Here is a 12348-nt window from a genome sequence, read left to right on the forward strand (position 1 = left end):
GGAAAACTTTCCTTGCGTACCACACGCTCAAACGGGGCGAGATAGCCCTCAACCCGGCCAGTGTACGCCCCTCAGCCTTCCCGGCCCGTGCTCTGGCTCATTCCATTTTTCATTCAATGCGAGCGCAGGCGCACCGCCGCAGACAGTGCTGGAGCACGGCAAGACGGGGCAAGGACCGATCGTGTTGAAGGAGAAATGGAATCAGTCGTCGTCGGACGCGTCCAGGCCGGGGAACAGCACTTCCGTAAACCCGAACTGGCTGAAGTCGCGAATGCGCATGGGATAAAGCTTGCCGATCAGGTGGTCACATTCGTGCTGCACGACCCGCGCATGAAAGCCGTCCACCGTGCGCTCGATGGCGTCGCCGTACTGGTCGAAGCCGCTGTAACGGATCCGCGAGAGGCGCGGGACAAGGCCCCGCAGGCCGGGCACGGAAAGGCAGCCTTCCCAGCCGTCTTCCTCCTCAGGGCCCAAGGGCGTGATCAGCGGGTTCAGCAAGACGGTGCGGGGAACGACCGGCGCGTCTGGATAGCGCGGGTTGACCGTATCGGTGCCGAAGATCACCAGTTGTAAATCAACACCGATTTGGGGAGCCGCCAGGCCGGCGCCATTAACGGCGCGCATGGTGTCGAACATGTCCGAAATGAGCAGGTGCAACTCGTCGGTGTCAAACGCCGTGACGGGCTGGGCCACGCGCAACAGCCGCGGGTCGCCCATTTTGAGAATTTCGCGAATGGTCATGCGCCGATTATCGCGGCGCAGTGCAGCGGTGAAAAGTCTTTAGCGCCAATACCTGTGCCGATACGGGCGGTAGTAATAGCCCGGTGCAGGCGCCACCACGATGGGGGCCGGCTGGACATAGACGGGCCGGGACGGGTAAACAGCCACCGGGCCTGGATCAATGGGGGCCACGACGCAACCCGACAGCAAAGCGGCCAGGCCGGCGGCAGCGGCCAAGGCAGACAAACGTTTGTAGTTCATGAAAAGCTCCTGTGTTCCTGTGTACAGGTCTTTTCAACGCCCGGCGCAGCCGCCCGGCCTGACGTCCGGCGTGCAAACCCCGGTAACGCCATGTAAGCCGCACCGCGCCGGCGCTATTCGGTGGTGCTGGCGCTCCAGTAGGCTTGGCTCACCATGGGCAAATCACCCAGTTGTGCGACGAGGCGGTCCATGGCGGCGCCATCCACCGCAATCGCCACCAGCGTCGCCTGGATCTTCACGCCTTCCTCGCCAAAGGCGTACACCTCCAGGTCGTTGGTGGGGTAATGCAGCGCTTCCAGCGATTTCTCGAGGATGGCCAGCACTTCTTTCTGGTGGGCTCCACTGGTGACGACGTAGACCGTATTGGTCACCTCGGCGGACTGCACATCCAGCGGCAACCGGTTGATCTGGTTGACGATGGGCCGCAGCAGCGTGTTGGCGGCCAATACAAAAAGCGTCGCGATGCCCGCCTGCACCACGAGGTCCGCACCTGCGCAGGCCCCCACCGCACCTGAGCACCAAAGGGTCGCCGCGGTATTGAGGCCACGCACATTGCCCTCCTCGCGCATGATCACGCCGGCGCCCAGAAAGCCGATGCCCGAGACCACATACGCCACCACATGCACCGCACCCGAAGCACCTGTCAGCCGGTTCGCCATGTCCACAAAAATCGCGGCGCCCACAGCCACCAGCACATTGGTCCTGAGCCCGGCCGTGCGTTGCCGATACTGGCGTTCAAAGCCGATCAGCGCGCCGAAGACGAAGGCGGAGGACAGGCTGACGAGCGAGTCCAGAAGGTCGGGGATGCTGATGGTTTCAAGCGCCTGCATGGGACCGTCTCCGGAAGTTAACTATCGGCCAGCATGGCCAGCATGGCCAGCAGCGCCGCTTCGTCAATCACGGGAATGCCCAGCGTTTGCGCCTTGACCAGCTTGCTGCCGGCCTCCTCGCCAGCCACCACGTAGTCGGTTTTTTTACTGACAGAACCAGCCACCTTGCCGCCGGCCGCCTCGACCTTGTCTTTGGCCTCGTCGCGGCTCAAGGTCGGCAGCGTGCCGGTGATGACAAAGGTCTTGCCGGAAAGCGGCTGCGGGGCGCGTGCGGCCGGCTCGCCCTCCTCCCAGGTCACGCCGCAGGCGCGTAACTGCTCGACCACTTCGCGGTTGTGCGGCTGCTCAAAGAAGGTGCGGATGCTCTGGGCCACGATGGGGCCGACATCGCTCACTTCCAGCAATTGCTCCTCGGTGGCATCCATGATGGCGTCCAGCTTGCCGAAGTGGCGTGCCAGCTCTTTGGCGGTGGCTTCACCCACATGGCGTATGCCCAGACCGAACAGGAAGCGCGGCAGCGTCGTCTGCTTGGATTTTTCGAGTGCTTCAAGCAGGTTGTTGGCCGATTTTTCCGCCATGCGGTCCAGGCTGGCCAGCGCCGTGAGGCCCAGCTTGTAGAGGTCGGGCAAGGTGCGGATCACATTGGCATCCACCAATTGTTCGACCAGCTTGTCACCCAGGCCTTCGACCTCCACGGCACGCCGGTGCGCGTAATGCAGGATGGCTTCCTTGCGCTGGGCGCCGCAAAACAGGCCTCCGGTGCAGCGGTAATCGGCCTCGCCCTCTTCGCGCACGGCATCTGAGCCGCAGACCGGGCATTTGCGCGGCATGGTGAACTGCGGCGCATCCTGCACACGTTTGTCCAGCAGCACGCTGACCACTTCGGGAATCACGTCGCCGGCGCGGCGCACGATGACGGTATCGCCGACCCGCACGTCTTTGCGGCGGGCTTCGTCTTCGTTGTGCAGCGTGGCGTTGGTGACGGTGACGCCGCCCACAAACACCGGCGCCAGCTTGGCTACAGGCGTGAGCTTGCCGGTGCGGCCGACCTGCACTTCAATGGCCTGCACTGTGGTGAGCTGCTCCTGCGCCGGGTATTTGTGCGCCACGGCCCAGCGCGGCTCGCGCGTCACAAAGCCCATCTTTTTCTGCAGCGCCAGGCTGTTGACCTTGTAGACCACGCCATCAATGTCATAAGGCAGGCTGTCGCGCTGCTTGCCGATGGCCTGGTGAAATGCTATCAATTCAGGAGCGCCTTGTGCAAGCTGCGTCTGGGCTGCAACCGGAAAACCCCATGAACGCAGCTTCAGCAGCAACTGGAAATGGGTCTCAAACGCCGGGCCGCCCTCTTCCGGCGGCGAGATATCCCCCAGGCCGTAGGCAAAAAAGCTCAGGCGCCGCCGCGCGGCCAGGGCCGGATCCAGCTGGCGCACACCGCCGGCCGCCGCGTTGCGCGGGTTGACGAAGGTCTTCTCGCCTTTCGCACCTTGGGCGATCTTCTCGCGCTGCTTTTCGTTCAGCGCTTCAAAATCCGCGCGGCGCATGTAGACCTCACCGCGCACTTCCATGACCGGCGGAGCATCGGCTGGCAGTCGAAGCGGAATCTGGTTGATGGTGCGGATGTTCTGCGTCACGTCCTCACCGACTTCACCGTCGCCGCGCGTGGCGGCCTGCACCAGGATGCCGTTTTCATAGCGCAAGCTCATGGCCAGGCCGTCGAACTTGAGCTCGGCCACGTACTCGACCGGCGGGTCGGACTCGGCCAGGCCCAGCTCCTTGCGCACGCGGGTGTCGAAGTTTTGCGCGCCGCTGGCTTCGGTATCGGTTTCGGTCCGGATACTGAGCATGGGCACCTTGTGGCGCACGCTCGCAAACTGGTCCAGCGGCTTGCCGCCCACGCGCTGGGTCGGCGAATCCGCTGTCAGCAGTTCGGGGTGGGCTGCCTCCAGCGCCTGCAACTCCTTGAACAGCCTGTCGTACTCGGCATCGGGAATGGTCGGCTCGTCGAGCACGTAATAGCGGTGCGCGTGCAGGTGCAGCTCCGCGCGCAGAGCAGCGACGCGCGCCGCGTCGGAGCTCGGCTGCGGCGAAGGTTCAGGCTGCGCAAACAGGTCTTTGGTGGCCATGGAAAAAATCGGAAACGGGCAAAAAACCCGGGGAAATCAAGAGAAAAGGCGGCGGCCCAGCACCGAGCCCGCCGACAAATCGCGGCTGTCCAGCGTGTCGTACAACTGTTCCAGGTCGGCGTGGATGACTTCCATCGCCTCGGGGCGGATCAGGTTGCCGTTGTCGTCGATGATCACGCCGTCCATGTTGGCGGCCAGGGACAGCGCGGCTTCGCACATGCGCGCAAACGGCTGCTCGGAGCGCAGCACCTGGGGCACATCCAGGGAGAGTGTGAGTTCGCGCAGCGCGGTCTGCTCGGGGTCTTCGGCCATGGCGGCTTGCGTGTCAAAGGCCAGGCCCAGGATGGGCGCGTGGCCCTGCTGGTTGGCCGGCAGCACCATGCGCCCGGGGATGGAGCCGGCGACAAAGCCCAGCCGGGCCGCACTTTGCTGCACGTAGCCAGGACTCCAGGCGGTGTTGACGGCGCGCAGGGTAAAGCTCAGCTGTGCATCGTGGCCGCTGGCGAACTGGTCCAGCTCGCGGGCACGGGCGACTTCGTCGAGCATTTCCGGAAATTCGGGCTCACCGCCGATGGCGTCGGCAAACGCCTGCGCCTTCATCACAAACTCGGAGTATTCGATCTGGTTGAGCGCGCCGGTGCGGTTGGCCAGTTGCACGCCGCACTGAAAAGCGCTGTAGCGGTGGCCGGCCGTGGGGAATTCCCATTCGCCGGTGATCACGCTCAGGCCTTCCACGCCAAAAGGCTTGCTGCCGGCGCGGCGCGTGCTGGGCATGGCGGCCAGTGCGGCTTCACCCGAGACCACGCCCTCAATCACCACCGGCGCGACGGCGTCGATCAGCACGTCGAGGCCGGGTTTTCTGTCGGGCGCCATGGCGGTGAGCGACGCCAGCGATGCCAGCCCTGAATCGACGTCAAAACTGGGCTCCAGCCGTTCAGTGACTGCGCCTTCGCCATCTGGCGTCGCCGTAGCCTCCTGTTCGGGCGCGGGTGCCTCCGGCGTGGCCTGCTTGGGCAGGTTTCGGCGCGACGACCAGGCGCTGTGGGCCACCACGGCGGCCAATACCAGCCCGCCCGCCACCGCCAGACTGATCTGCAATGTGCTCATGGTGGATCAGGCGGCTTCGGCAAAACCGATGGCGGCTTCCATGTCCACCGCCACGATGCGTGACACGCCCTGCTCCTGCATGGTCACGCCGATCAACTGCTCGGCCATTTCCATGGCAATCTTGTTGTGGCTGATGAAGAGGAACTGCGTTTCCTTGCTCATGGAGCGCACCAGCTTGGCATAACGCTCGGTGTTGGCGTCGTCCAGCGGCGCGTCGACCTCATCGAGCAAGCAGAACGGCGCGGGGTTGAGCTGGAAGATGGCAAACACCAGTGCGATGGCCGTGAGCGCTTTTTCACCGCCTGAGAGCAGGTGGATGGTCTGGTTCTTTTTGCCGGGCGGCTGGGCGATCACCTGCACGCCGGCGTCGAGGATTTCCTCGCCCGTCATCATCAGCTTGGCGTTACCGCCACCGAAGAGCTCGGGGAACATACGACCGAAATGGCCGTTGACGGTGTCAAAGGTGCTCGAGAGCAAATCACGCGTTTCGATGTCGATCTTCTTGATCGCGTCTTCCAGCGTGGTCATGGCTTCGTTCAGGTCTGCGGACTGCGCGTCGAGGAACTGCTTGCGCTCGCGCGCGGTGCTCAGCTCGTCCAGCGCGGCCAGGTTGACGGCGCCCAGCGACTGGATTTCGCGGTTGATGCGGTCGATTTCGCCTTGCAGGCCGGTCAGGCGCACATTGCCGGACTGGATGGATTCCTCCACCGCGGCGAGGTCGGCCTGCGCGTCAGCGAGCAACTGCGCGTATTGCTCAAAGCCCAGGCGCGCGGCCTGTTCCTTCAGCTGGAACTCGGTGATGCGCTGGCGCAGCGGGTCCAGCTCGCGCTCGAGCTGCAGCCGGCGCTCATCGCTGGCGCGCAGCTTGTTGGTCAAGTCGTCGTACTGGCTGCGTTTGGCGCCCAGGTCGGCTTCGCGTTCCAGCTTGACGCTCAGCGCGCTTTGCAGGCCGGCCTGCGCGGCGGCGTCGGTCAGGCGTGTGAGTTCTTCGCGGGCCTGGGCTTCTTCGGCGGCGATGGAGCCGGCCTGCTGGGCGGCGATGTCGATGGAGCGCGCCAGTTCGTCACGGCGTGAGGCCAGGCTGCGCAGCGCAAACGCGGCTTCCTGCGCCTGGCGTTCGAGTGTGCGTTGCTGCTCACGTGATTCGCCGAGTTTGCGTTCGGTTTCGATCACGCGGTCGTCCAGCTGTGCATGGCGCTCCTGGCTGTCGGCCAGTTGCATGTCGAGCTCTTCAAAGCGGCCTTCAGCGGTGACCTTGCGCTCTTGCAGTTCGCCGAGCTGTGCTTCGATTTCAGCCATGTCGGCCTGGATCTGCTCGCTACGGGCGCGCGTTTGTTCCGCCAGCTGCGTCAGGCGCAGCACTTCGACCTGCAGCTCATGGGTGCGGCTTTGGCCTTCGGCGGTTTCACGGCGGGCCGTGGCCAGGCGCTGGGCGGCGTCGGCATAAGCGGCTTCTGCGCGGATCAACGCGGAGCGGGCCTCTTCGCTGATCAGGGCCTGGGCCTTGAGCTGTTTGTCGAGGTTTTCAATCTCTTGCGCGCGGGCCAGCAAGCCGGCCTGCTCGGAATCCTGGGCGTAAAAGCTCACGCTGTGGTGCGTGACGGCGTGGCCGCTTTGCACATAAATCACCTCACCGGCCTGCAGCTTGTCACGCGCGGCCAGGGCATCGTCCAGGCCCTGGGCTGTGTAGCAGCCTTGCAGCCAGTCTCCGAGCAACGCGGATTGGCCGGCGTCGTTCAGGCGCAGCAGCTCGGTCAGCGGCTTGAGGCTGATCGCGGCATTGGCGCGTGCGGGCGCGGCGGCGCTGGGCGGTGAGTAAAACGAGAGCTTGGCGGGCGGTGTGTCGCGGCCGTCGGTGCCGGCAAAGCCGCGCACCATGTCGAGCCGGCTGACTTCCAGCGCGCCCAGGCGTTCACGCAGCGCGGCTTCCAGGGCATTTTCCCAACCTTGTTCGATGTGGATGCGGCTCCACAGGCCTTGCAGACCATCGAGGCCGTGCTTGGCCAGCCAGGGCTTGAGCTTGCCGTCGGTCTTGACCTTTTCCTGCAGGGCCTTGAGCGCTTCCATGCGCGCCGACAGGTCGGCCCGCTTGGCGGATTCGGTGTTGACGGTGTGCTGCAGCGTACGGCGCTCTTCGTCGAGCTGGGGCACGCTGTCGGTCAGCTCGTGCAGGCGGGCTTCGGCTTCGGCCTGGGCTTCCTGCGCGGCGGTGAACTGCGTGTTCAGGTTGGCCAGGCGGGCTTCGTCGGGGGCGTTGAGGGCGTTGCGGTCGGCGGTGAGCTTTTCCAGGCGCAGACCCAGGCTGCGCGACTGCTCTTCGATGTTGCGCTGGTCGGCGGCCAGCACCTGGATTTGCTGCTGCACCTGGGCGACGCTGGCGCGTTGCTCGTTGGCTTTGGCCTGGGCCTGGCGCAGGGCGTCTTCCAGCGCGGGCAACTGCGTCTGGTGCTCTTCGGTCTGCGCGGCCAGCAGCTCGGCTTTTTCTTCGGCTTCAATGGCTTGCGCGGCCAGGTTTTCCGTCTCGACGGCGGCGTCTTCCTTGCGCGTGGCCCACTGGGCGGTTTGTTCTTTCAGCTGGGCCAGGCGTTGCTCGACGCGCTGGCGGCCGTCGACGACGAAGCGGATTTCAGCTTCCAGCCGGCCGACTTCGGCGCTGGCCTCGTACAGCTTGCCCTGGGCCTGGTTGACCTGGTCGCCGGCGGAGTAATGCGCCTGGCGGATGGTTTCCAGGTCGGCCTCGATGTGGCGCAAGTCGGCCACGCGGCTTTCCAGGTCGTTCACGGCTTTTTCGGCGTCGGCCTTGACCTTGGACTGGTCGGCTTCGCTTTCGGCGCGTTTGAGGAACCACAACTGGTGCTGCTTCAGGCTCGCGTCGGCGTGCAAGGTGTTGTAGCGCATGGCCACCTCGGCCTGCTTTTCGAGCCGGTCCAGGTTGGCGTTGAGCTCGCGCAGGATGTCTTCGACGCGGGTCAGGTTTTCGCGGGTGTCCGACAGTCGGTTGGCGGTCTCGCGGCGGCGTTCTTTATATTTGGAAACACCGGCTGCCTCTTCGAGGAAAAGTCGCAGCTCCTCGGGCTTGGACTCGATGATGCGGCTGATGGTGCCCTGGCCGATGATGGCGTAGGCGCGCGGGCCCAGGCCGGTGCCCAGGAACACGTCCTGCACGTCGCGGCGGCGCACCGGCTGGTTGTTGATGTAGTAGCTGGAGGTGCCGTCGCGCGTCAGCACGCGCTTGACGGCGATCTCGACAAACTGGCCCCACTGGCCGCCGGCGCGGTGGTCGGCGTTGTCGAACACCAACTCGACGCTGGAGCGGCTGGCGGGTTTGCGCGTCGTGGTGCCGTTGAAGATGACGTCCTGCATGGACTCGCCGCGCAGCTCGGAGGCCTTGCTTTCACCCAGCACCCAGCGTACCGCGTCCATGATGTTGGACTTGCCGCAACCGTTGGGGCCCACCACACCGACCAGTTGGCCCGGCAGTACAAAATTGGTGGGCTCTGCAAATGACTTGAAACCAGATAGCTTGATCGAATTGAGACGCACGGCTGTCCCTGTTTTTGTGAAGCTGAGGCTAGCCTTAAGCTAACTCGTTGTTTTTTATAGCGTTTTACAACAAACGCTGGCATATCGGGTGCTGCTTTCGGCAAGCGGCACGGTCCGTCATGTTACCCGAGCAGGACGCAGTTTTTGCCGGGAAAAAGGCCCTTGACGGAGCCAGCGTGAAACACTTTGCTTCGCACGGCAAAGGCCCCCGGTTTCGGGTCCCGGGCGCCGCTCTGGCCCGGGCCGGCCAGACATCCGGAAAATTCAAGCGAAATCGGCCTCCAGCCCATATCCCACCTGGGCAAGTTGCTATGAATTTGATAGTAATCAGGGCAAAACGCGGCAGGCGCCGCCGCTTGCCTGCCAGGGGCCGGCAAGGCAAGGCTGGATAATCCGGGTATGAATCCCCTGCTTTCACGCCTTCAGCCCTATCCTTTTGAGCGGCTGCGCCTGCTGCACGCCGACATCACCCCCAACCCGGCCTACAAACCCATCAGCCTGGGCATTGGCGAACCCCGCCACGCCACGCCGCAGCTCGTCAAAGACGCGCTGACGGCCAGCCTGAACGGCCTGGCCAGCTACCCGGGCACCCTGGGCGAGCCCAAGTTGCGCCAGTCCATGGCCGACTGGATGGCCCGCCGCTATCAGTTGAAGCTGGACCCGGCCACCCAAATCCTGCCGGTCAACGGATCGCGCGAAGCGCTGTTTTCACTCGCACAAACCGTGCTGGACGCCAGCAAACCGGGCGCCACCGTGGTCTGCCCCAACCCGTTTTATCAAATCTACGAAGGCGCGGCCCTGCTGGCCGGCGCCCAGACCTGGTATGCGCCCAGCGACCCGGCACGCAACTTCGGCATCGACTGGGCGGCTGTGCCGGCCGAGGTCTGGGCCAAAACCCAGCTGGTGTTTGTCTGCTCGCCCGGCAATCCCACCGGCTCGGTGATGTCGCTGCCCGAATGGAAGCTGCTGTTTGAACTCAGCGACCGCTACGGCTTTGTGATTGCCTCGGACGAGTGCTACAGCGAGATCTACTTCCGCGACGAAGCGCCGCTGGGCGGCCTGCAAGCGGCCTCGCAGCTGGGCCGGCATGACTTCAAGAACCTGATCTCGCTCACCAGCCTGTCCAAACGCAGCAATGTGCCCGGCCTGCGCAGCGGTTTTGTAGCGGGCGACGCTGCGCTGATCAAGCCGTTTTTGCTCTACCGCACCTACCACGGCAGCGCGATGAGCCCTATCGTGCAGGCGGCCAGCATCGCGGCCTGGAATGATGAGCAGCACGTGGTCGACAACCGCGCCATGTACCGCGAGAAATTCGCCAAAGTCACGCCCATGCTCTCGGCCGTGATGGACGTCGCCCTGCCCGACGCGGGCTTTTACCTGTGGGCGGCAATTCCCGAAGCCTTCAAGGGCTCGGACCCCGCGTTCTCGCGCGAGCTGCTCGCTCTTTACAATGTCGTGGTGTTGCCGGGCAGTTACCTGGCACGCGATGCGCAGGGGCACAACCCCGGCGCCGGCAGAATCCGCATGGCACTGGTGGCAGAAACCGCCGAATGCGTAGAGGCGGCAGAGCGCATCGTCCAGTTCATCCAATCCAAAGTTCACTGAAAAAACCATTCTCATGACTCAAGCCAACCTGCAAGCGCTCCAGCAAACCATTGACGCCGCCTGGGAAGACCGCGCCAACCTGTCGCCCAAATCGGCGCCCAAGGACATCCTGGAGGCCGTGGAGCAAACGATCTCCCAGCTGAACAACGGCTCGCTGCGCGTGGCCACCCGCGAAAGCGTCGGCGTGTGGACGACGCACCAGTGGATCAAGAAAGCCGTGCTGCTGAGCTTTCGCCTGCAGGACAACGAACTCATGCGTGCCGGCGACCTGGGCTTTTTCGACAAGGTCAAAACCAAGTTTGCACACCTGAGCGAAAGCGAAATGCGCGCCACCGGCGTGCGCGTGGTGCCGCCCGCCGTGGCGCGCCGCGGCAGCTTTATCGCCAAGGGCGCGATCCTGATGCCCAGCTACGTCAACATCGGCGCCTGGGTCGGTGAAGGCACCATGGTCGACACCTGGGCCACCGTGGGCAGCTGCGCGCAGGTCGGCAACAACGTGCACCTTTCCGGCGGCGTCGGCCTGGGCGGCGTGCTCGAGCCTTTGCAGGCCAACCCCACCATCATTGAAGACAACTGCTTTATCGGCGCGCGCTCCGAAGTGGTCGAAGGCGTGATCGTCGAAGAGAACTCGGTGATCTCGATGGGCGTTTACATCGGCCAGAGCACGCCGATTTACGACCGCGAAGCGGACACCGTCACCTATGGCCGCATTCCCGCAGGCTCCGTGGTCGTGTCGGGCAACCTGCCCAAGGCCGGCGGCAAGTACAGCATGTACTGCGCGGTGATCGTGAAGCGCGTGGATGCAAAAACGCGCTCCACCACCAGCCTGAACGACCTGCTGCGCGACTAGACATGGCCCCCACGCTTCTCGCTTCGCGTAGCACGCTGCCCCCCGAGGGGGCCGCTGCGCCTGCGGCCCGGCAAAGCCGGTTCCGCGGCCCCTGCTGGCGAGAAACCGTAAGCCGAGTGGCCGGCGTTGTATTTCATTTCAATCAAGAGGGCGGACTATGAGCACGATGGAAAGAATCCTTCGTTTGATGGCGGACAAAAAAGCGTCGGACGTTTACCTGTCTGCGCACTCTCCCGCCCTGATCAAGATCAACGGCCAGGCGATTCCCATCAATGCGCAAATCCTGCCGCCGGACGCGCCGCGCAACCTGCTGGCCGAAGTGCTGCCGCCCGAGCGCATCGAGGAACTCGAGGAAATGGGCGAGCTCAACATGGCCCTGCCCATCGCCGGGCTGGGCAACTTCCGGATCAGCGGCTTCCGCCAGCGCAGCACCTACGCCGCGGTGATCCGTTTCATCCCGAACGAGATCCCGCCGCTGCAAAGCCTGAACGTGCCAGCCATCCTGGCCGACCTGATCATGGAAAAGCGCGGTTTGCTGCTGATGGTGGGCTCCACCGGCGCCGGCAAGAGCACCACGCTGGCCGCGATGATGGACCACCGCAACGAAAACACCCTGGGCCACATCCTCACGATTGAAGACCCGGTGGAGTTTTTGTTCACCAACAAGAAGTCGGTGGTCAACCAGCGCGAAGTCGGCAGCGACACGCAATCGCTGCAGGTGGCGCTGAAAAACGCGCTGCGCCAGGCGCCCGACGTGATCCTGATCGGTGAAATCCGCGACCGCGAAACCATGTCGGCCGCCATTGCCTACGCGCAGTCGGGCCACCTGTGCCTGGCCACCATGCACGCCAACAACAGCTACCAGGCGCTGAACCGTATCCTGAGCTTTTACCCGGTGGAAGTGCGCAGCACCATGCTGGGCGACCTGGGCGCAGCCCTCAAGGCCATCGTGTCGCAGCGCCTGCTGCGCACCCAGGACGGCGGCCGCACGCCGGCCGTCGAGGTCATGCTCAACACCAAGCTGATTTCAGAGCTGATTGAAAAAGGCGACTTCTCAGGCGTCAAAGAGGCGATGGAAAAATCGATGGCCGAAGGCTCGCAGACCTTTGAGCAAGACATCGCCAAGCTGATTGTCGAAGGCATCGTCACGCGCAAGGAAGGCATCCTGTACGCCGACTCGCCGACCAACCTGATGTGGCGCCTGGAAAACGACTTCGCCGTCAAGGCCAAGACGCTGGAGCCCGAGGACGACCCGGATGACGAACCGTCCTTTACCGAGATCACGCTGGACGTCAAGCATTAAAAA

General features: G+C 64.2%; 9 protein-coding genes. 3 read left to right on the forward strand and 6 right to left on the reverse strand.

Translation table 11 applies throughout. From position 1 onward, the window contains the following. Nucleotides 1-201: 201 nt before the first annotated feature. From def to smc, 6 genes are all read right to left on the reverse strand, one after another. On the reverse strand, nt 202-741 hold the full coding sequence (def, locus tag DT070_RS17140) for a peptide deformylase (RefSeq protein WP_122956488.1): 540 nt from the start codon (nt 739-741) through the stop codon (nt 202-204). 39 nt (nt 742-780) lie between these two features. Further along, nucleotides 781-981: a hypothetical protein gene (locus DT070_RS17145; protein WP_122956489.1), complete on the reverse strand. Its 201-nt coding sequence runs from the start codon at nt 979-981 to the stop codon at nt 781-783. A 113-nt stretch (nt 982-1094) separates the two neighbouring features. Continuing rightward, entirely contained in the window at nt 1095-1811 is a 717-nt protein-coding gene (locus DT070_RS17150; RefSeq protein WP_122956490.1) for an MgtC/SapB family protein, read from the reverse strand. Nucleotides 1812-1828: 17 nt separating this feature from the next. Beyond that, a complete protein-coding gene (gene ligA / locus DT070_RS17155; RefSeq protein WP_122956491.1) occupies nt 1829-3937 on the reverse strand; it encodes an NAD-dependent DNA ligase LigA in 2109 nt (702 codons plus the stop codon). A 36-nt stretch (nt 3938-3973) separates the two neighbouring features. Then, a complete protein-coding gene (locus DT070_RS17160; protein ID WP_122956492.1) occupies nt 3974-5044 on the reverse strand; it encodes a cell division protein ZipA C-terminal FtsZ-binding domain-containing protein in 1071 nt (356 codons plus the stop codon). 6 nt (nt 5045-5050) lie between these two features. Continuing rightward, complete coding sequence (smc, locus tag DT070_RS17165) at nt 5051-8587, reverse strand: chromosome segregation protein SMC (protein ID WP_122956493.1); 3537 nt, start codon at nt 8585-8587, stop codon at nt 5051-5053. Nucleotides 8588-8986: 399 nt separating this feature from the next. Between smc and dapC the strand changes: the two genes are divergently transcribed. From dapC to DT070_RS17180, 3 genes are all read left to right on the forward strand, one after another. Beyond that, a complete protein-coding gene (gene dapC / locus DT070_RS17170; RefSeq protein ID WP_122956494.1) occupies nt 8987-10192 on the forward strand; it encodes a succinyldiaminopimelate transaminase in 1206 nt (401 codons plus the stop codon). A gap of 13 nt (nt 10193-10205) precedes the next feature. Next, nucleotides 10206-11042 (forward strand): 2,3,4,5-tetrahydropyridine-2,6-dicarboxylate N-succinyltransferase, encoded by an 837-nt coding sequence (gene dapD / locus DT070_RS17175; protein ID WP_122956495.1) that lies wholly within the window; start codon nt 10206-10208, stop codon nt 11040-11042. 157 nt (nt 11043-11199) lie between these two features. Continuing rightward, nucleotides 11200-12345: a PilT/PilU family type 4a pilus ATPase gene (locus tag DT070_RS17180; RefSeq protein ID WP_122956496.1), complete on the forward strand. Its 1146-nt coding sequence runs from the start codon at nt 11200-11202 to the stop codon at nt 12343-12345. Nucleotides 12346-12348 lie beyond the last annotated feature (3 nt).

This window comes from Polaromonas sp. SP1, assembly GCF_003711205.1.
Taxonomy (GTDB): Bacteria; Pseudomonadota; Gammaproteobacteria; order Burkholderiales; family Burkholderiaceae_C; genus Polaromonas.

Coding starts and splice junctions, on each gene's coding strand:
- def (WP_122956488.1), bottom strand. CDS start 741: ATGACCATTCGCGAAATTCTCAAAATGGGCGACCCGCGGCTGTTGCGC.
- DT070_RS17145 (WP_122956489.1), bottom strand. CDS start 981: ATGAACTACAAACGTTTGTCTGCCTTGGCCGCTGCCGCCGGCCTGGCC.
- DT070_RS17150 (WP_122956490.1), bottom strand. CDS start 1,811: ATGCAGGCGCTTGAAACCATCAGCATCCCCGACCTTCTGGACTCGCTC.
- ligA (WP_122956491.1), bottom strand. CDS start 3,937: ATGGCCACCAAAGACCTGTTTGCGCAGCCTGAACCTTCGCCGCAGCCG.
- DT070_RS17160 (WP_122956492.1), bottom strand. CDS start 5,044: ATGAGCACATTGCAGATCAGTCTGGCGGTGGCGGGCGGGCTGGTATTG.
- dapC (WP_122956494.1), top strand. CDS start 8,987: ATGAATCCCCTGCTTTCACGCCTTCAGCCCTATCCTTTTGAGCGGCTG.
- dapD (WP_122956495.1), top strand. CDS start 10,206: ATGACTCAAGCCAACCTGCAAGCGCTCCAGCAAACCATTGACGCCGCC.
- DT070_RS17180 (WP_122956496.1), top strand. CDS start 11,200: ATGAGCACGATGGAAAGAATCCTTCGTTTGATGGCGGACAAAAAAGCG.